Origin of the sequence: Flexivirga oryzae (assembly GCF_014190805.1) — a bacterium.
GTDB lineage: Bacteria > Actinomycetota > Actinomycetes > Actinomycetales > Dermatophilaceae > Flexivirga > Flexivirga oryzae.
Genome location: NZ_JACHVQ010000002.1, coordinates 593,480 through 613,053, shown reverse-complemented (window position 1 = coordinate 613,053; position 19,574 = coordinate 593,480). Strand labels below are relative to the sequence as shown.

Here is a 19,574-nt window from a genome sequence, read left to right as displayed (position 1 = left end):
CGATTATTATTGATGCGCTCCGCTGCGCTGCTCGCCACGCTCTTCCTCGGCTTGGGCGCGCTGGCGACGCCCGCGGCAGTGGCGGCGCCGCAGAAGCCTTCCGGGACGGGTCTGCCGCCGGTGCTGCGCGTCGGCACCGAAGGCGTCTACCCGCCGTTCAGCTATCACGACAGTTCCGACAAGCTGACCGGTTTCGACGTCGACCTCATCACCGCCATCGGCAAGCGACTCGGTGTCAAGATCGAATTCGTCGAAACCCAATGGGATTCGATGTTCGCGGCGCTGCAGTCCAAGCGGATCGATCTGGTCGCCAACGAAGTCACGCGCAATCCGGAGCGGGCGGCGAAGTACGACCTGTCCGCGCCATACATCACCACCACCGGAGTCCTGGTGGTGAAGTCCGACAACACGACCATCAAGTCGCTCGCCGACCTGAAGGGCAAGCGCGCGGCCGAGAACATCACCAGCAACTGGGCGCAGACCGCGAAGCAGGCGGGCGCCACCGTCGTCGGCGTCGACGCCATGGACAAGGCGGTCGCCGCGCTGACCCAGGGACGGGTGGACGCGATGGTCAACGATCAGCTCGCGGTCAAGAACTACCTGAACACCACCGGCAACAAGAGCGTGAAAATCGTTGCCACCACTGACGACAAGAGCGAGTCGGTCTTCGCGGCCCGCAAGGGCAGCGGCTACATGCCGGCGATCAACAAGCAGATCGCCCAGATGCGGCAGGACGGTTCGCTGCAGCAGATCTACGACAAGTACTTCGGTGCGAAGTCGGAGCAGAAGTCGACGACCAGCGACTGGCAGCTCGTCAAGGACAACGCGTGGCCGATGCTCCAGGCCACCCTCAAGACCACGATCCCGCTGACCGCAGTCAGTTTCGTGATCGGCCTGATCATCTCCGTCGTCGTGGCGCTGCTGCGGCGGTCCAGCGTGTTGGTCCTTTCCTGGATCGCCCGGATCTACATCTCGATCATCCGAGGCACTCCACTGCTGGTGCAACTGGTGATCGTCTTCTACGGGCTGCCCGAGATCGGGGTGAAGTTCTCGACGTTCTTCTCGGCGGTCATCGCCCTGAGCCTCAACGTCGGTGGGTACGGCGCAGAGATCGTCCGCTCGGCGATCTCCTCGGTCCCACGGGGCCAGTGGGAGGCGGCCGAGACGATCGGCATGGGCTATCGGACGTCGCTGCGCCGGGTCGTGCTGCCGCAGGCCGCACGGATCGCCGTGCCGCCGTTGGGCAACACCTTGCTGTCGCTGGTCAAGGACACGTCTCTCACCTCCGTCATCCTGGCCCTCGATCTGTTCCACCAGGCCCAGATCGCGGCCGCCCCGACCTACAGCTACTTCGCGCTGTACTCCGCGGCAGCCGTCTACTACTGGGTGATCTGCTTCGTTCTCAACGGATTCCAAGGTCGTCTCGAGACCCGACTGAACAGGTATGTCATCGCATGAATGACTTGTTGGAAGCCACCTCGGTGGCCAAGAAGTTCGGTGACCACCAGGTCATCAAGGACGTCTCGTTCACCGTGCCCAAGGGGACGGTGACCGTGATCATCGGGCCCTCCGGATCGGGCAAGACGACCCTGTTGCGCGGCCTGAACGCACTCGAACGCCCGGACAGCGGCATCATCCGGATCGGTGACGTAACAGTCGATTTCGCGAAGCTGAGGTCATCGCGGAACGGTCGGCTGAAGTCCTCGGACCGGGAGTTGATCCGTCGTTACCAGGCCCGCAGCGGCATGGTGTTCCAGAGTCACAACCTCTTCCCGCACCGCACGGCGTTGCAGAACGTCACCGAGGGTCCGATCGTGGTGCAGGGCAAGCGGACCGATCAGGCGAACGACGAGGCGCGGGAGCTGCTCACGAAGGTCGGACTCGCCGAGCACGCCGACAAGTACCCGTCCCAGCTGTCCGGCGGCCAGCAGCAACGGGTCGGCATCGCGCGGGCGCTCGCACTCGAGCCGGACCTGCTGCTCTTCGACGAGCCGACATCGGCCCTCGACCCGGAGCTCGTCGGCGGTGTGCTGGAGGTCATCCGCGGGCTGGCGGCCGAGGGCCGCACCATGGTCCTGGTGACCCACGAGATCCGTTTCGCGCGGGATGTCGCCGACCAGGTGCTGTTCATCGACGGTGGTCTCGTGGTCGAGCGCGGAGCCCCCGCCGAGGTGATCGACGATCCGCAGCAGGAGCGCACCCGCACGTTCCTGCACCGCCTCCTGGAGGTATGACGCCGAGCGGCCGCGCGAAGCCCACTCTGCCCCGGTTACATTGGCGTGATCATGACCGTCCTCGCCGACTGCCGCGCGGCGTTCGCCGCTGCCGCCGAACGCTTCTCCGGCCCGCTCTATCGTCGCTGGTGCGCGCTCGCCGGCGCCGAGACCGGCACCGACGACCGGACCTTCACGGCGTTCACCGCATACGGGCTGGACTTCGGCGACTGGCGGGCCGCTCAGCACCTGTTGCGCGCGACCAGCCTCGACCTCCGGCGCACCGGGCGCGACAAGCCGCTGGCGGCATACTTCCCGGTGCTCGACGGCACGCTGCCGCCGGACAACCGCTCCTACCAGTTGTGGACCGAACGGCTGCGGGACCGCAGGGGTCCGATCGGGCGGCTGTTGCAGGAGGAGCCGGTGCCGCTGAACGATCCCGCAACGGGAGTGCGGATGCTGCAACTCGCAGACCAGTACCTGCGAGACGCCTTCGCGGGGCCGGTCACGCTCGAACTGGTCGCGGTCGGCGCGGCGGCCGGCTTCGAGCTCGTCGCGGACTCGTTCGAGCCCGACCTGCTCGCCGGGCACCACATCGTGGCCCGGCGCGGGTACGACCTGCACCCGCTCGACCCGCGCGCCGAGGGCGTGCTCGACCGCATGCTGTCGTTGCTCGAGCCCGACCAGGTCGCCGCTCAGGAACGCATGCGCCGCGCGGCACGGCTGGTCGACGAGCAGGACATCGTGGTCTCGCGTCGTAACGCCTTCGAGGTCGTGGCGTCGGAGGGTTTCGGCTTCGGACGGTTGCCGGTCGTGTTCGGCTCGTCCTTCCTGTGCTCGGTCGACAACCGCGGGCTGATGGACGTGCTGATGAGCGCTCGGCACGCGGAGGGGATCTGGATCGCGGATGAGACGGTCGGTGTGTTGCGATCGGTCAGTCACGCGCCCGAGCTGCGCGACGCCGAACCCGCTGCCCGGGCGACCCGGCTGGCGCACTACCGGGCCGGCGAGCTGCACGCCGAGATCGTGCGGCTGGCGTAGCTTCTGCGCGGATCCCTGGCGCCATACAGCTGAGGTGGCAAGAATGGCGGCATCCCGATTTGGAGGCTGCCGATGGAATTCCCACTCATCGTCCGTGATTTCCTCGATCGCGCCGAGACGGTCTACGGCGACCGTGTCGCGGCCGTCGACGAACCCGACCAACCCGCGGCGCCGTTCGACGGAGGTGAGATCACCTACCGGCGGATGGCTCAGCTGGCCCGTGCGCAGGCCGCGGGACTGGACGCGTTGGGTGTCCCGGTCGGCGGCCGGGTTGCGGTCGTGTCGCACAACAGTGCCCGCCTGCTGACGTCGTTCTACGGGGTGAGTGGCTACGGCCGCATCCTGGTGCCGGTCAACTTCCGCCTGTCGGTGCCCGAGGTCCAATACATCGTCCAGCACTCCGGTGCCGAGGTGCTGATGGTCGACCCGGAGCTGAAGAACCTGCTCGACGAGGTCGAGTGTGAGCGCAAGTTCCTGCTCGGGGAGTCCGACGACGAGGTGTGGGGGTCCACTGCGGAACCGCGGCCCTGGGAGGGCGACGAGCACGCCACGGCGACGATCAACTACACCTCCGGCACGACCGCCCGCCCGAAGGGTGTGCAGCTGACGCACCGCAACAACTGGCTGAACGCGACCGTGTTCGGTTGGCAGGCAAGCGTTTCCGATGAGGATGTCTACCTGCACACACTGCCGATGTTCCACGCGAACGGCTGGGGTATGCCGTTCGCGGTGACCGGCATGGGCGGGCGACACGTCGTGCTGCGCAAGGTCGACGGCGCGGAGATCCTGCGCCGGGTGCGGGACCAGGGCGTGACCCTGATGTGTGCCGCACCCGCCGTCGTTGCGGCGGCGCTGGATGCGGCGCGTGACTGGGACGGCCCGATCCCCGGGCGGGACCGCACTCGGATCGTGGTCGCCGGCGCGCCACCGCCGACGCGCACCATCGAACGGGTGCGGGAGGACCTCGGCTGGGAGTTCATCCAGATCTACGGGCTGACCGAGACAGCACCGGTGCTCACGATGAGCCGCATGCGCTCCGAATGGGAGGAGCTGTCGCCCACCGACCAGGCGCGCAAACTCGGTCGCGCCGGATACCCGGCCGTCGGTGTGCGGCTCGCCATCGACGAGAGCGGAGAGGTGCTCGCGCAGAGCAACCACAACCTGGAGGCGTACTGGGACAACCCCGAGGCGACCGCGGCGGCGTTGGCGGGCAACTGGTTCCACACCGGTGACGGTGGATATCTCGACGACGGTGCATTGGTCATCGCCGACCGCAAGAAGGACGTGATCATCTCCGGTGGTGAGAACGTCTCCTCGATCGAGGTGGAGGACGTCCTGATGTCGCATCCCGCGGTGCGTGAGGTCGCGGTGATCGGCATACCGGACGAGAAGTGGGGTGAACTGGTGACCGCTCTCGTGGTCGCCGAGTCGGACGTGAGCGAGGACGACCTGATCGCGCACGCCCGGCAGTCGCTCGCCGGGTACAAGGTGCCGAAGAAGGTGGAGTTCCGCAGCGAGCTGGCGCGTACCGCGACCGGTAAGCTGCAGAAATTCAAGCTGCGGCAACCGTATTGGGCGGACTCGGAGAAGCAGGTCAACTGAGTGCGGGACCTCACCGGGATCGGCCGCGCGGTCCAGGGTGCGATCTACAGCGCCGGCGCGTACGGGCACAAGCCCAAGGTCCCGGTCAAACCGTCCGCCTTGTATGCCGCGGCGCGGCGGCGGATGAGTCGCCAGGCGTGGGCGTATGTCGCGGGCAGCGCCGGGCAGGAGCGGACCGATGCCGCGAACCGGGATGCTTTCCAACGGTTCCCGATCGTTCCGCGGATGTTGCGGGATGTGTCGGAGCGCTCGCTCGGCGTGAGCCTCTTCGGTCACGACCTGCCGGCGCCGGTGCTGTTCGCGCCCATCGGTGTGTTGGAGATGGCGCACCGGGACGCGGAGCTCGCGGTGGCGCGGGCGGCCCGCGCCCTTGGGCTGCCGATGGTGCTCTCGACCCAGGGCTCGGTGCCGATGGAGGACACCGTGCGGGAGCTCGGCGGCAATCCGATGTGGTACCAGCTGTATTGGAGCAACAATGACGAGCTGGCGAGGTCGCTGGTGCAGCGGGCGGAGAAGGCGGGCGCCCAGGCGATCGTCGTCACGCTCGACACGCACCTGCTCGGCTGGCGGACCAAGGATCTGGATCTCGGCTACCTGCCCTTCGCGCGCGGGCAGGGTATCGCGCAGTACCTTTCCGACCCGGTCTTCCAGCAACTGGTGCGTGACCGCGTCGGTCAAACAGGTCGAGTAGGCGAGGCGGGTGTTGCGGGTCGAGTAGGCGAGGCGCTAGCCGAGCCGTATCGAGACCCCGTGATTCCGCACCAGCGCCCCACACCCGCCGCCATCCGGACTCTCATCTCGATCGCCCGCCACTACGCCTCGATACGTCCTCCGCAGGCTCCGGACTACTCGGCGCGCGGTCTGAGTCGCTTCCGCGACAACCTCCGGTCACCGCTACCACGCGCCGCGGTGGAGACCTTCCTGGACGTGTTCCCCTGCCCGGGCCTCACCTGGGAGCAGCTGGCGAAACTGCGCGACTGGACGCGACTGCCCGTCATACTCAAAGGGATTCAGGCAGTGGAGGACTCGCGCGCTGCACTCGATCACGGGGTGGACGGCATCATCGTCTCGAACCACGGCGGTCGTCAGGTCGACGGAGCAGTCGCGTCCCTCGACGCACTCGCCGCGATCACGCCGGTCGTCGACGGCCGGGTGCCGGTGCTCTTCGACAGCGGCATACGCGGTGGTGCGGACATCTTCAAGGCGCTCGCACTCGGCGCATCCGCGGTCCTCGTCGGCCGGCCGTGGCTCTTCGGTCTCGCACTCGACGGAGCGGCCGGAGCGCAGGCGGTGATGGAGCGGTTGCTCGCCGAACTCGACCTGACGATGGGCCTTTCCGGCGTCGCGTCGATCGCCGGGATCACCCGCGACTGCCTCGCCCACCCATGACCGACAGGCTCACATACGCACCGAGGGGCTCAGTAATGCCCGCCAGGCTCGCCCGGATTCGCCGATATTTCTGAGCCTGTCGATCGTTGCTGAGCCTTTCGGTGAGGGGGTGTGCGTCCTGTGTCACGCGTCCACTGTCGTGGTCTTGTCGTCAGTGGTGTCGGAGCCAGCCGCCTCCTGGCGTGCGATCTTGCCGCGTTGCAGGATGTATGCCGCAACGAACGACAGCACGAGCGCGACGAGGACCCCGAGGTTCGCGTATGCCCAGTCGCCGCTCCACGACGCGGTTTTCGCGTCATACGTGCCGAGGCCGAGGGGATGCAGCAGATAGCCCTGCCAGTTGTTCCACGAGGCGTCCTGCGCGAAGTTGTTGACCACCAGACCCCAGCCGATCACCGACGTGACGACCAGTGTGCCGATCGCGGTCCAGTCCCACGCGCCGTAGCGGCCGCTGGTGTCGAAGAGATCGTCCTCGGCGTACGAGCCCTTGCGCAGTGCGATGTCGGCGATCATGATGCCCGCCCAGGACGCGAGCGGCACCCCGAGAGTGATCAGGAACGACTGGAACGGGCTCGCGAAGCTCTCGGCGACGAACACCACGTAGATCGTTCCCAGCGTGAGGATCACGCCGTCGACGAGGGCAGCCGACGGCCGCGGGATCCGCACCCCGAGCGAGAGCAGCGTGAGCCCCGAGGAGTAGATGCCCAGGACCGCGCCGCTGACGAGCGACAGGATGGCGGCGATGAGGAAGGGCACCAGGAACCAGGTGGGCAGGATGTCGGCGAGCGCGCCGATCGGGTTGTCGAGGATGCCGTTCGCGACCTTGTCGTCGGAGCCGGCGAGCAGCAGCCCGAAGATCACCAGGATGACCGGTGCGATGGCGCCGCCGAAGGTGTTCCAGGCGACGATCTGACCGCCCGATGCGTCCCGTCGCTGGTAGCGCGACCAGTCGGCGGCGATGTTGATCCAGCCCAGGCCGAACCCGGTCATCACCATCACCAGCGCGCCGATGGTCTGTTGCCAGCTGCCCGACGGCAGCGCCGAGACCTTCGACCACTCGATGTGCGAGGCGGCGACCACCATGAAGACGACCGTGATGACGCCGGTGATCCAGGTCAGCCAGGACTGCAACCGCATGATGATGTGATAGCCCGCGACCGATGCGAGCACGACGAGTGCGGCCACGATGATGCAGGCGATGATCTTGGTCGCGGTGCCGCCGCCCCAGCCGAGCTTGTGCATCACCGTTGCGGTGGCGAGCGTGGCGTTGATGGTCAGGAACGTCTCCCAGCCGATCGAGGTCAGCCAACTGATCACGCCGGGGACCTTCTGACCGGTGACCCCGAACGCCGCCCGCGACGGGATCATCGTCGGTGCCGACCCGCGTTTGCCGGCCAGCGCGATGAGACCGCACAGCGCGAAGCTCACCACGACGCCGACGACGACCACCACGACCGACTGCCAGAACGAGATCCCGAAGCCGAGCACGAAGGCGGCGTAGGAGATGCCGAAGACGGACACGTTCGCGGCGAACCACGGCCAGAACAGATCGCGCGGCTGCGCCGTCCGTTCCGACTCCTCGATGATCTCGATACCGGTGGTCTCCACGCCGAGGCGGCGCACCTCCTGCTGGGAATCGCTCATTGCTGGAGCATGCGGGAACAGCAGGCGAGCCGCAATTGTTCAAATTTGTATGAAAGCTTTCGGATTCCTCAGTTTCGGCCACTACGGCCGGGTTCCCGGCTCGCAGACGCAGGACGCGGCGAGCGCGCTGAAGCAGTCGGCCGAGATCGGCGTCGGTGCCGACGAGATCGGCGTCAACGGCGCCTACTTCCGGGTCCACCACTTCGAGCGGCAGCTGTCCTCCCCGATCCCGCTGCTGTCGACGATCGCCGCGCGCACGAAGCACATCGAGGTCGGCACCGGGGTCATCGACATGCGCTACGAGAACCCGCTGCAGCTCGCCGAGGAGCTCGGCGCGCTCGACCTGCTCAGCGACCAGCGGCTCGCGATCGGCATCTCCCGTGGCTCACCCGAGACGGCGGTGCGCGGTTACGAGGCGTTCGGTTACACCGGTGCCCAGGACCCGCGCGGCGCGGACGTCGCCCGCGACAAGTTCGCGACCTTCCTGGCGGCCATCGACGGCGCGGGATTGGTCGACGCCGACCCGCAGCGCACCATGCCCGGCATCCGGTTGCGGATCGAGCCGCGCTCCGCGGGACTGCGCGACCGCATCTGGTGGGGCTCCAGCACCCGCGAAACCGCAGAGTGGGTGGGCAATCTCGGCCTCAACCTGATGTCGTCCACGCTGCTCACCGAGGCGAACGGCGCGTCGTTCGCCGACCTGCAACGCGAGCAGATCGACCGCTTCCGGGCCGCGTATGTCGCCGCCGGGCACACCGGCCGACCCCGCGTCTCGGTGTCGCGCAGCATCTTCCCGATCGTCGACGAGCGTGACGCGGCATACTTCGGTGGCGCCCGCGACAGCGACCAGGTCGGCATCATCGACGGCTACCGGTCGACGTTCGGCAAGACGTATGCCGACGCCCCCGACAAGCTGATCGAGCAGCTGCGGGGCGACGCCGCGGTGATGGCGGCCGACACCGTCATGCTCACGATCCCGAACCAGCTCGGCGTCGACTACAACCTGCACGTGCTGCAGGCGTTCGCCGAGCACGTCGCGCCGGCGCTCGGCTGGCGGCCCAACACCACGGGCCCGGTCGAGGGCGACGACCCTGCGCTCGCCGCGACACCGGCCCCGGCGCAGTGACCTATAGCTGCGCGCCGTCGTCCGGTGTGGCGTCGTAGGTGACCCAGCGGGTGCGCGCCGCGACCTGGTCGTAGAGCGCTTGCGCCTGCTGGTTGTCGTCCGCCGTGATCCAGCGCACCACCGACAGTCCCTCGGACGCGGCGATGTCGGTGAGCCGGGCGATGATCGCCCGCCCGGCACCATTCCCGCGCGCCGCGGGATCGGTGAAGAGGTCGTCGAGCCACAGGCCGACCGTGCCGGTGGAGGGGCGCGCGAACCGGCGGTAGTCGCCGATCGCGATGAGCCCGTCAGCCGTCTCCGCCACCAGCCCCTGGCATTCGTGCTCCGGGTCCATCAGCCAGCCCCAGACGCGCGAGACGACCTCGTCCGAGTCCGGCAGCCGGTAGAAGTCGCGGTAGCCGCGGAACAACTCACGCCAGCGTGCCTCGTCGGCAGCGTCGACTGGGCGGACGACCACGGTCGGGGCCGTCGGGTACAAGAGGCGGAAGCGCTCGCAGACCACCGGCATGGTGGGCTCGAAACCGCGCGGGCTGGAGGAGTGCTCGGTCCAGAACCGCTCGTGGATGGCGCGCCAGGCTTCGAGCGTCCGGTCGCCTTCGCCTTCGGCACGTGCGTGCTCCGGCCCGACCTCGTCGAAGGGCACCGTGCGCACCTCCGTCGTCTCGATGAGGGCGTGCGGCGCGCCGCTGCTGTCCAGGAGGATGCTGAGCTCACCCACCTCGGGCAGCGGATCCCCGTCGGCCTCGTAGTCCCACAGACTCGACGCGGTGGCGGTCTTCACGCCGCGGAGCACCAGGCCGAGCAACTCGTCCGCCTGTTCGGCGGTGGCACCGAACGCCCAGGCCTGCGGCTGCTGCGCGGGAAGCTGCGGCAGCCGCTCCCGGCATACCTGCCAGAAGTCGGTCAGGGCCTCGTCATCGCTCACGGTCCAACCGTATGCCGGGAACGGACGCGATCAGCGCGCTAGGGTTGAAGCGTGGGCAGGTTCAGCATGCTGGAGTGGCCGGTCGTCCGGCAGTTCCGGTCCGGGGACTATCTCGGGCGCGGTCCCGCCGCGACCTCGGCGAAGACACGTGACGTGCAGCCGCGCACCGCGACCGCCGACCGTGTCGTGCGCAGCGTCTGCCCCTATTGCGCCGTCGGGTGCGGCCAGCGCGTCTACGTCAAGGACGAGAAGATCGTCCAGATCGAGGGTGACCCGGACTCGCCGATCTCCCGGGGACGGCTGTGCCCGAAGGGTGCGGCGAGCGAGCAACTGGTCAATTCGCCGGGCCGGCAGACGGAGGTCCTCTACCGCCCGCCACGAGCCACCGAGTGGCAGCGGCTCGATCGCGACACCGCGATCGACATGATCGCCGACCGCTTCCTGCGCACCCGCCGCAACACCTGGCAGGACCTGGACGAGAAGGGGCGCAAACTCCGCCGCACCATGGGCATCGCGTCCCTCGGTGGTGCGACGCTGGACAACGAAGAGAACTATCTGATCAAGAAGCTCTTCACCGCGGCGGGCGCCATACAGATCGAGAACCAAGCCCGCATTTGACACTCCTCCACGGTTCCCAGTTTGGGGACCTCGTTCGGACGCGGCGGCGCGACGCAATATCTGCAGGACATGGCCAACGCCGACTGCATCGTGATCGAAGGCTCGAACATGGCCGAGTGCCATCCCGTCGGGTTCCAGTGGGTCTCCGAGGCAAAAGCACGTGGCGCCAAGGTGATTCACATCGATCCCCGCTTTACGCGCACGTCAGCGATCGCCGACAAGCACGTCCCGATCCGCGCCGGATCCGACGTGGTGCTGCTCGGTGCCCTGATCAACCACATCCTGAGCAATGACCTGTGGTTCAAGGACTACGTCATCGCTTACACCAATGCCGCCATGCTGATCAGCGCCGACTACCAGGACGCCGAGGACGCGGACGGGCTGTTCTCCGGCTACGACCCGAGCACCGGCAAGTACGACAACACGAGCTGGTCGTATGACGCGGACGGTGCTCGCGACGAGACGCTGCAGCATCCGCGCACCGTCTTCCAGATCCTGAAGCGGCACTACGCGCGCTATACGCCCGAGATGGTCCGGCAGGCGTGCGGTGTCGGGGCTGGCGACTTCGCCTACATCGCGCGGGCGATCACCGAGAACTCCGGCCGAGAGCGCACCACCTGCTTCGCGTATGCCGTGGGCTGGACCCAGCACACGCTCGGCGCCCAGTTCATCCGCACAGCGGCGATCCTGCAGCTGCTGTTGGGCAACATGGGCCGCCCGGGCGGCGGCATCATGGCGCTGCGCGGGCACGCCAGCATCCAGGGATCCACCGACATACCAACGCTTTTCGACCTGCTGCCCGGATATCTGCCGATGCCCAGTGTCGGCCAGCACGACTCGCTCGAGGACTACCTCACCCGGGTGCACTCCAAGTCGGAGAAGGGCTTCTGGGCCAATACCGACGCCTATTTCATCAGCCTGCTGAAGTCGTGGTGGGGCGACGCTGCCACGGCCGACAACGACTACGCCTTCGACTACCTGCCGCGGTTGTCCGGTCCGCACGGCACCTACGAGACCACCATGGCGATGAAGGACGACCAGGTCGAGGGCTACTTCCTGCTCGGCCAGAACCCCGCGGTCGGATCCGCGCACGGGCGGCTGCAACGTGAGGCGATGGCGCACCTGAAGTGGCTGGTCGTGCGCGACCTCAACATGATCGAGTCGGCGACGTTCTGGAAGGACGGTCCCGAGATCGCCTCGGGCGAGCTGAAGCCGGAGGACATCGACACCGAGGTCTTCTTCCTGCCCGCGGCCAGCCACGTCGAGAAGGCCGGGTCCTTCACCCAGACGCAGCGGCTGCTGCAGTGGCGCCACCAGGCAGTGCAACCGCCGGGTGAGTGCCAGAGCGAGCTGACGTTCTTCTACGAGCTGGGCCGCCGGATCCGCGCCAGGCTGGCCGGATCCACCGACGAGCGGGACCGACCCCTGCTCGACCTGACCTGGGACTACCCGGTCGACGAGCACGGTGAACCCGACGGCGAGGCAGTCCTTTTGGAGATCAACGGACGGTTCCGCACCGGGGAGAAGGCCGGGCAGCCGCTCTCGACGTTCAACGAGATGCGTGCCGACGGATCGACCGACGGCGGCTGCTGGATCTACACCGGCGTCTATGCGGACGGCGTCAACCAGGCCGACCGGCGCAAGCCCGGCCACTCGCAGTCGCCGGTCGCGCCGGAATGGGGTTGGGCCTGGCCGGCCAACCGCCGGATCCTCTACAACCGAGCCTCCGCCGACCCGCAGGGGCGGCCGTGGAGCGAGCGCAAGAAGTACGTCTGGTGGGACGAGGATCTCGGCAAATGGACCGGTGACGATGTGCCCGACTTCCCGGTCGATCGAGCGCCGGACAGCCACCCGGATCCCGCGCTCGGTGGTCCCGCGGCGCTCGCGGGAGACGACGCATTCGTGATGCGTCCCGACGGCAAGGCGTGGCTCTTCGCGCCGAGCGGGCTGGTGGACGGCCCGCTGCCGACGCACTACGAGCCGCAGGAGTCGCCGGTCGCCAACCCGCTGTACCACCAGCAGCAGAACCCGGCCAGACTGGTGTTCCCGCGCAAGGACAACCTCAGTGCGCCGAGCGCGGGTGCCCCCGGATCTGGTGTCTACCCTTACGTTTTCACGACGTATCGGCTCACTGAGCATCACACCGCGGGTGGCATGAGCAGGTGGCTGCCCTACCTCTCGGAACTGCAGCCGGAGATGTTCTGCGAGGTCTCGCCGCAGCTGGCGGCCGAGCGCGGGCTGGAGCACGGCGGGTGGGCCACGATCGTGTCGCCACGCGCGGCGATCGAGGCCAGGGTGCTGGTCACCGAGCGGATGACGCCACTGGTGATCGCAGGCCACACCGTGCACCAGATCGGCCTGCCATACCACTGGGGGGTCGGAAGTGACGCCGTCGTGAGCGGCGACTCGGCCAACGATTTGCTCGGCCTGACGCTGGACCCGAACGTGCTGATCCAGGAGTCGAAGGCGGGTTCGTGCGACATACTGCCCGGACGGAGACCCCAGGGTGACGCGCTACTGCGCTTCATCGCGGAGTTCCAGTCGCGCGCCGGGGCGACCACCGAGACCGACAACGAGCGTATGACGCCGAGGGAGGACGACTGATGGGACAGTTCTCCGGCCCGGCCGATCCCGCGGTCGACGCGCACTGGACGACCCACGAGCACCGCAAGGGGTTCTTCACCGACACGTCGATCTGCATCGGCTGCAAGGCCTGCGAGGTGGCGTGCAAGGAGTGGAACCACAACCCGCGGGACGGTGACCTCGAGATCACCGGCATGTCCTACGACAACACGCAGCAGCTGGGTGCCAGCACCTGGCGGCACGTCGCGTTCATCGAGCAGGACTCCGCGCACATCGAGCAGGCACGCGAATCCGGCCGCAAACTGGTCGATCTCGGGATGCCGACCGTGCGGTCGAGCGACCGCACCACCCAAGATGGCCGAGTAGGCCGGAGCGCTAGCGGAGGCCGTATCGAGGTCTCGGACGCCCCACCATCCGACGTGACTCCTCCCGACACGCCGGAGTTCCGTTGGCTGATGGCCTCCGACGTATGTAAGCACTGCACCCACGCGGGCTGCCTCGACGTCTGCCCGACCGGCGCCCTGTTCCGCAGCGAATTCGGCTCCGTCGTGGTGCAAGCCGACGTCTGCAACGGGTGCGGCACCTGCGTCGCGGGGTGCCCGTTCGGCGTGATCGAGCGGCGTACCGACGGCACGGCCGCCCCCAAGACACGACGTGGCGAGCGCAAGGGCGAACAGCCTGACGTGCCCAACATCGGCATCGCACAGAAGTGCACCCTCTGCTACGACCGGCTGGTCGACGGGGAGCAGCCGGCGTGTGCCAAGACCTGTCCCACGACGTCGATCAAGTTCGGTGATCACGCGGATCTGGTTGACACCGCTCGCGATCGGGTCAAGCAGCTGCACGAGCAGGGACTCACCGAGGCACGACTGTATGGCGCCAACGAGCTCGACGGGGTCGGCGGAACCGGCTCGGTCTTTCTGCTGCTCGACGAGCCCGAGGTCTACGGTCTGCCGCCGGACCCGCGGGTGCCGACCGCGGATCTGCCGGTGATGTTCAAGCGTGCCGGACTGGCTGCGGCAGGGATGCTGGCCGCGGCAGCCGTTGCCTTCCTGGGAGGCCGCTGATGACGACGTCGCCCTACGACGCCTATCGGCCGCCGGAGCAGGGTGGCCGGCGGCGCCGCCTGCGCCGCCCGGGCGGTCGTCGTCGAGGCGGAGGCGGTGCCGACGGCGCGCGCGAGATGCCGATGGTGCCGGACGCCGAATTCACGTCGTACTACGGCAAACCGGTGGTCAAGGCGCCCCCGTGGGGGCCGGAGATCGCGGCATACCTCTTCCTCGGCGGTGTCGCCGGGGGGTCGGGGCTGCTGGCCTACGGTGCGCAGCTCACCGGCCGGAAACTGTTGTGCCGCAACGCTCGCATCGGCGCCATGCTTGCGATCGCGCTGGGTAGCGGGGCGCTGGTGAAGGACCTCGGACGACCCGATCGCTTCTACAACATGCTGCGTACCGTCAAGCTGACCTCGCCGATGAGCCTCGGGTCGTGGATCCTCACGGCGTACAGCGGCGGCATGGGGCTCGCGGCTGCCTCCGAGGTCGACCGGCTCACCGGTGGCCGGCTGCCGCTCGGTCCACTGCGCCGGGTCCTGTCCGCCGTCGAGCCGGCGGCGGGTGTCGCGGGCGCAGTCTTCGGTGCACCGCTCGCCGTCTACACCGCGGTGCTCTTGTCCGACACGGCCAACCCGACCTGGAACGCCGCGCACCGCGACCTGCCGTTCGTCTTCGCCAGTTCGGCCTCACTCGCAGCCGGCGGCCTCGCGATGGTCACCACGCCGACCCGCGAGACAAGGCCCGCACGGGTCCTCGCGGTGCTGGGCGTCGCCGGTGACCTGCTCGCCACGCGTTACATGGAGCGCCGGATGGATCCGGTGGCCGCCGAACCGCTGCACCACGGCCGACCGGGCACCCTCTTGCGGTGGAGCGAGCGGCTGGCGATCGCCGGCGGGGTGGGTGCGCTGCTGCTGGGTCGCAACCGGGTGTGCGCTGCGGTGGCCGGTGCCGCGCTGCTCGGTGCGTCGGCCTGCACCCGTTTCGGGGTGCTCGAGGCCGGGATCAATTCGGCGAAGGACCCGCGCTACACGATCGAACCGCAGCGCCGCCGCCTCGCCGCACGTCGGGCCGCCGGCATCACCGACGACTCGATCACCACCGCCGGCTGACGAACGACCCCCACCCTTCTCGCCCCTCCCCTTCTCGCCCCTCCCCTTCTCGCCGAGAGGCCCAGTAAACGCCCAGAGGCCCAGCAATTCCGGTGTGTTTGGCCGGGTGTTACTGGGCCTCTCGGTCGTTGCTGAGCCTGTCGGTCGTCGGGGTGTGTGTCATGCCGGCAGTGGGTATGGCGGGACGGGGTTTGGCGGGAGAGGTTGGGCGAAAGCGCCGCCGCTCAGCGGACCTGTATGCCGCTCCCGGCGACGGTGTGCCCGATGACCGGGTAGCCCGGCACCTCGCCCACGATCAGCAGCCCACCGGAGGTCTGCGCGTCGGCCAGGAAGAGCAGGTCCTCCTCGGTGATTCCGGACCCCACCTGCAGGTGGGGGCGCACCCAGTCCAGGTTGCGGCGGGTCCCGCCGGTGATGCACCCAGCGGCGAGCGCGTCCAGCGCGCCATCGATCGCCGGCACCGCTGCCCGGTCGAGGACCGCGCCGATGCCGGACGCCCGGCACAGCTTGTGCAGGTGGCCGAGCAAACCGAAGCCCGTGACGTCGGTCGCGGTCGTCACCCCCGCGGCCAGCGCATCCCTGGCGGCGACGTCGTTCAGCGCGGTCATCGATGCGATTGCAGCCTCAATGGGGTCACCGGTCTGCTTGTGGCGGTTGTTCAACAGCCCGACACCGATGGGCTTGGTGAGGGTGAGCGGTAGACCGGCGACGCCGGAATCGTTGCGCAGCAAGCGATTCGGGTCAGCAACACCCGTGACCGCCATACCGTATTTGGGCTCCGGGTCGTCGATGGTGTGCCCGCCGATGACCGGGCAGCCGGCCTGTCGGCCGACGTCGAGGCCACCGCGCAGCACCTCGGTCATCAGCTCCATCGGCAGCACCCCGCGCGGCCAGCCGACCAGGTTGATGGCGACCACCGGCCGTCCACCCATCGCGTAGATGTCCGACAGCGCGTTCGCCGCCGCGATCCGTCCCCAGTCGTAGGGGTCGTTCACCACGGGGGTGAAGAAGTCCGCCGTCGACAGCACGGCCAGGTCGTCGCGCACCCGGACGGCGGCCGCGTCGTCACCGTCATCCAGCCCGACCAGTACGTCCGGCCCGGTCTGGCCGACGAGGCCGCGGACCGCGTCCTCCAGTTCGCCCGCCGGGATCTTGCACGCGCACCCGCCGCCGTGCGCGAAGTCGGTCAGTCGCAAGGGTGCCTCGGTGCCCGTCATACCTCCGAGGGTATGACGCCACCGGTCCGTCCGTACTGCGGATGACTCACGGCAACCGGGCCGGCCTCGGCGACGCCGATCGCTCAGGCACCGGCACACGTACCCGAATTCGTGTGCCGACAGGCAGATTCGGCTCAACCTGCAATTCGCCGCCGACTGCCGCCACCCGGGTGCGGTGGCTGGCGAGCCCGATGTGGCCGTCGGCCAACCGCTGGGCAAGCGCGTCGCCGGCGATGCCCCTTCCGTCGTCGCTGACGATGAGCACGGCGTCGGGTCCGTCCCGGTGCAGCGAGACCAGGACGGTGCGCGCGTGCGCGTGTTTGGCCACGTTGGTCAACGCCTCCCGGGCGGCGGCGAACAGCACCCGGTCCACCGCGGTGGGCTCGGACCAGTCGGCCAGGTCGAGCTCCGCAGTGAGTCGTGCCCGGGCGGCGACGCCGGCGGCGAGGTCCGCGAGCGCCCGAGCGAGCCCCGCCTGCTCCAGCACGGCGGGATGCAACTCGGACACCGTGGACCGCAACAGCGTCGAGGACTCGCGCAGAGCATGGGAGATGCGATCGAAGGAAGCTGGGTCGCCGGAGTCGCGCGCGTCCTCCAGGTCCTGCCGGGCGGCGAGGAGGTACTGCAGGGCACCGTCGTGCAGGTTCTCGGCCAGCAAGGCCTGCTCGCGCGCCTCGACGGAGACGATGTCGTCGAGCAGACCGGTCCGTTCCCGCAGCAGGCTGCCGATCGTGAGCACGCGGGACAGTTGCACTGCGGACAGGGCGACCGATCCGGCACCGAGGCCGGCAAGCACGAGCGACCGCAGCAGGATCGACGACCACGGCTCGGCGTTGGCCTGCTGCGTCAGGACGCTCACCACCACGCTGGCCGCCAGCGTCGGCAGAGCGATCGCGGCGCACACCATCGGCCGCAACGACGTCGCGGCGAGCATGGGTATGACGTAGAACCCGTTGACGAGTACGTCGGCGGTCCACGACTGCTCCGCGGCGATCCCGGACACGAGCGTCAGCGCGGACAATGCACAGGTGTCGACGAGGAGGGCGAGCCACATCCAGCGCAAGGGGGCGACACCTCGATCGCGGGTCAGCGCGGCGAGAGCGGCGGCCCACACGACATACCCCGTGACGATCGACCAGCATGCGGCCAGATCGTGCTCGGGCGGAACGAAACCGATGGTCAGAGCGACGAAAACGACGAGCAGCACGCGCAATCCGAGTTGCACCCAGACGCTGCGATAGGCGTGGCGCAGCAGGACGTCCCGCAGTTCGGGGGTCCGGGCCAGTTCGTCGAGCCGAACCTCGCCAAGCACTGCGGCCATGTCACCGGCCCTTCTACTCGAGCAGGCCTCGGCGCATCGCCTCGGCGACCGCGGCGGCCCGATCGGAGACACCGAGCTTCTCGTAGAGCCGCTGCGTGTAGGTCTTGATGGTGCTCACGCCGAGGAACAGCTCGGCGGACGCCTGCGGGATGGACAGGCCACGCGAGAACGCCTCCAGCACTTGTCGTTCGCGCTCCGAGAGCACCGGCGTCTCCGATTGGGAGCGCAGTCGGATCTGGTCGGCGAGTCCGCCGGCCAGTCCAGGCGGTATGACGGTGTGGCCGGCCGCGACGCGCGCCACAGCTTCGACGATCTCGCCGCGGGAGGCGTCCTTGGTCAGGTAACCGGCCGCACCCTCCTGCAAGGCCTGGAACACGACGGCGCCGTCCGCGAAGGCGGACAGCAGGAGCACCCGGGTCGGCAGCTGGTCGCGCACCACGGCACGGACGACCTCGAGGCCGCTCAGTTGCGGCATCTGGTGGTCGACCACCGCGACCTGCGGATGTTCGCCCCGGATGAGGTCCAGCGCCTCTCGCCCGTCGCCGGCCTCGCCGACGACCCGGATCCGTCCGCTGTTGTTCAGCCCCCGGGCCACCCCGTCGCGGAAGAAGGGGTGGTCGTCGGCGACGACCACGGTGACCAACTCGTCCGACATCGCCATCGCGGCGACCTATGCCTCTCTGCGCAGCAGGAAGTCGACCACCCGGCGTTGTGCCTGCGCGGCGTCGGGATGGGTGTAGAGCGCGAGATGGCTGCCCTGATCGAGGTCGAGCCGGCGCGCCCCCGGGATCGTTGCGACGGCATGATCGCTGTGTTCGGGCGAAACGTCGGTGTCGGCGGTGCCGTGCACCACCAGAGTGGGGGCACCGATGCGCTCCAGTTCGAGTGAGCCGATCCGGGCGAACTGCGCAAGGTCGTTGCGGTAGCCGACGCGCCGATCAGGCCCGAGACCGGCGGTGCCCGCAAGTCCCAGCACGAAGTCGCGCTTGACCGGGTCGGCGACGATGGCGGCGACCCGGTCCCGCAGCTGCGCACCGGTCAGCGAGCTCTCGCTGCGCAGCGTGCCGGTAATCACGTCCGCGGGGCGGTGTCGGGCGAGCATCCGCAGCAGCCGGCGCCCCGGCGCGGTGGCCAGCAGCAGCCGGTCACTCAGGCCGACGGGTGGGGGCTGGTATGCCGTGCTCACAGCAGCGAACGCGACGAGAGCCGTCACCCGGTCGGGGTGGCGGACCGCCAGCCGGAATCCGCACGGGCCGCCCCCGGACCAGGACAGCACGCCGGCGGAGCGGATCCCCAAGACGTCCATCAGCGCGGCGACGAGGTCCGCCTGCTGGTCGGGAGTCTGCCGGCCGCCGAGTTCCGTGCCGAGGTAGCCGGGCCGCGACAGCAGGATCGCGCGGACGCCGTCCCGGGGCAGGAAGTCGGCCATCAGCGCCGCCGCGTCGATCCCGCCGGGGCTCCCGTGGAGCACGACGACGGGAGCGCCGCTGCCGATGCACGCGTACTGCACCGGTCCCAGCCGGGTGTCGACGGTCTCCGGCGAGACTCCGTCCGGCCAACTGTGCTGCACGAATCCACGCTACGCGCGAGGGCCGCGGGCCAGGACCGGTTTCGCCGGATCACCGGTTCGACGACAGCACATGTCGGCCGATCGGCCGACGTCGTTTCCACCGGGTGGTCATCTCCTCGGCCGACTGTGGCGATCGTCGTTCGGCCGGACAGTTGAGGCATCAA

At 68.8% G+C, this 19,574-nt stretch carries 15 protein-coding genes; 9 read left to right on the top strand and 6 right to left on the bottom strand.

Translation table 11 applies throughout. From position 1 onward, the window contains the following. Positions 1-12 precede the first annotated feature (12 nt). From FHU39_RS25020 to FHU39_RS15905, 5 genes are all read left to right on the top strand, one after another. Positions 13-1,458 (top strand): ABC transporter permease subunit, encoded by a 1,446-nt coding sequence (locus FHU39_RS25020; protein ID WP_183321553.1) that lies wholly within the window; start codon positions 13-15, stop codon positions 1,456-1,458. Beyond that, the gene (locus FHU39_RS15920; protein ID WP_183321552.1) at positions 1,455-2,234 is read left to right on the top strand and encodes an amino acid ABC transporter ATP-binding protein; all 780 of its coding nucleotides are present in this window, start codon (positions 1,455-1,457) and stop codon (positions 2,232-2,234) included. Before FHU39_RS25020 ends, FHU39_RS15920 begins: the two co-directional genes overlap by 4 nt. Before the next feature lie 51 nt (positions 2,235-2,285). Beyond that, on the top strand, positions 2,286-3,254 hold the full coding sequence (locus FHU39_RS15915) for a DUF2332 family protein (RefSeq protein ID WP_183321551.1): 969 nt from the start codon (positions 2,286-2,288) through the stop codon (positions 3,252-3,254). A 72-nt stretch (positions 3,255-3,326) separates the two neighbouring features. Continuing rightward, positions 3,327-4,856: an AMP-binding protein gene (locus FHU39_RS15910; protein ID WP_183321550.1), complete on the top strand. Its 1,530-nt coding sequence runs from the start codon at positions 3,327-3,329 to the stop codon at positions 4,854-4,856. Continuing rightward, the gene (locus FHU39_RS15905; protein WP_183321549.1) at positions 4,857-6,245 is read left to right on the top strand and encodes an alpha-hydroxy-acid oxidizing protein; all 1,389 of its coding nucleotides are present in this window, start codon (positions 4,857-4,859) and stop codon (positions 6,243-6,245) included. It begins immediately after the preceding gene. Between the two features lie 123 nt (positions 6,246-6,368). On the opposite strand, the gene FHU39_RS15900 is transcribed toward FHU39_RS15905, so the two are convergent. Beyond that, a complete protein-coding gene (locus tag FHU39_RS15900) occupies positions 6,369-7,889 on the bottom strand; it encodes a purine-cytosine permease family protein (protein ID WP_183321548.1) in 1,521 nt (506 codons plus the stop codon). A 49-nt stretch (positions 7,890-7,938) separates the two neighbouring features. Here FHU39_RS15900 and FHU39_RS15895 point away from each other — a divergent pair, with 49 nt between their 5' ends. After that, positions 7,939-9,015, top strand: a complete 1,077-nt coding sequence (locus tag FHU39_RS15895) for an LLM class flavin-dependent oxidoreductase (RefSeq protein ID WP_183321547.1) — start codon at positions 7,939-7,941, stop codon at positions 9,013-9,015. 1 nt (position 9,016) lies between these two features. Here FHU39_RS15895 and FHU39_RS25015 read toward each other — a convergent pair whose 3' ends face one another. Beyond that, a complete protein-coding gene (locus FHU39_RS25015; RefSeq protein ID WP_183321546.1) occupies positions 9,017-9,940 on the bottom strand; it encodes a GNAT family N-acetyltransferase in 924 nt (307 codons plus the stop codon). A 66-nt stretch (positions 9,941-10,006) separates the two neighbouring features. Between FHU39_RS25015 and fdnG the strand changes: the two genes are divergently transcribed. Genes fdnG through nrfD form a run of 3 tightly spaced genes read left to right on the top strand, consistent with a single transcriptional unit; the run spans position 10,007 to position 15,302 of the window. Next, positions 10,007-13,162: a formate dehydrogenase-N subunit alpha gene (fdnG, locus tag FHU39_RS15885; RefSeq protein WP_221185632.1), complete on the top strand. Its 3,156-nt coding sequence runs from the start codon at positions 10,007-10,009 to the stop codon at positions 13,160-13,162. After that, positions 13,162-14,208 (top strand): 4Fe-4S dicluster domain-containing protein, encoded by a 1,047-nt coding sequence (locus FHU39_RS15880; RefSeq protein WP_183321544.1) that lies wholly within the window; start codon positions 13,162-13,164, stop codon positions 14,206-14,208. Before fdnG ends, FHU39_RS15880 begins: the two co-directional genes overlap by 1 nt. Next, the gene (nrfD, locus tag FHU39_RS15875) at positions 14,208-15,302 is read left to right on the top strand and encodes an NrfD/PsrC family molybdoenzyme membrane anchor subunit (RefSeq protein WP_183321543.1); all 1,095 of its coding nucleotides are present in this window, start codon (positions 14,208-14,210) and stop codon (positions 15,300-15,302) included. Before FHU39_RS15880 ends, nrfD begins: the two co-directional genes overlap by 1 nt. A 224-nt stretch (positions 15,303-15,526) precedes the next feature. Here nrfD and selD read toward each other — a convergent pair whose 3' ends face one another. From selD to FHU39_RS15855, 4 genes are read right to left on the bottom strand one after another with little or no spacing between them, the layout of a single operon-like run. Continuing rightward, positions 15,527-16,519 carry a selenide, water dikinase SelD gene (gene selD, locus FHU39_RS15870; RefSeq protein ID WP_183321542.1) on the bottom strand — a complete coding sequence of 331 codons (993 nt, stop codon included), beginning with the start codon at positions 16,517-16,519 and terminating at the stop codon, positions 15,527-15,529. A 46-nt stretch (positions 16,520-16,565) separates the two neighbouring features. Next, a complete protein-coding gene (locus tag FHU39_RS15865; RefSeq protein ID WP_183321541.1) occupies positions 16,566-17,840 on the bottom strand; it encodes a sensor histidine kinase in 1,275 nt (424 codons plus the stop codon). Between the two features lie 13 nt (positions 17,841-17,853). Further along, positions 17,854-18,501, bottom strand: coding sequence for a response regulator transcription factor (locus FHU39_RS15860; RefSeq protein WP_246336590.1), 648 nt, complete (start codon positions 18,499-18,501; stop codon positions 17,854-17,856). A gap of 9 nt (positions 18,502-18,510) precedes the next feature. Then, the gene (locus FHU39_RS15855; protein ID WP_221185558.1) at positions 18,511-19,410 is read right to left on the bottom strand and encodes an alpha/beta fold hydrolase; all 900 of its coding nucleotides are present in this window, start codon (positions 19,408-19,410) and stop codon (positions 18,511-18,513) included. Positions 19,411-19,574: the final 164 nt, after the last annotated feature.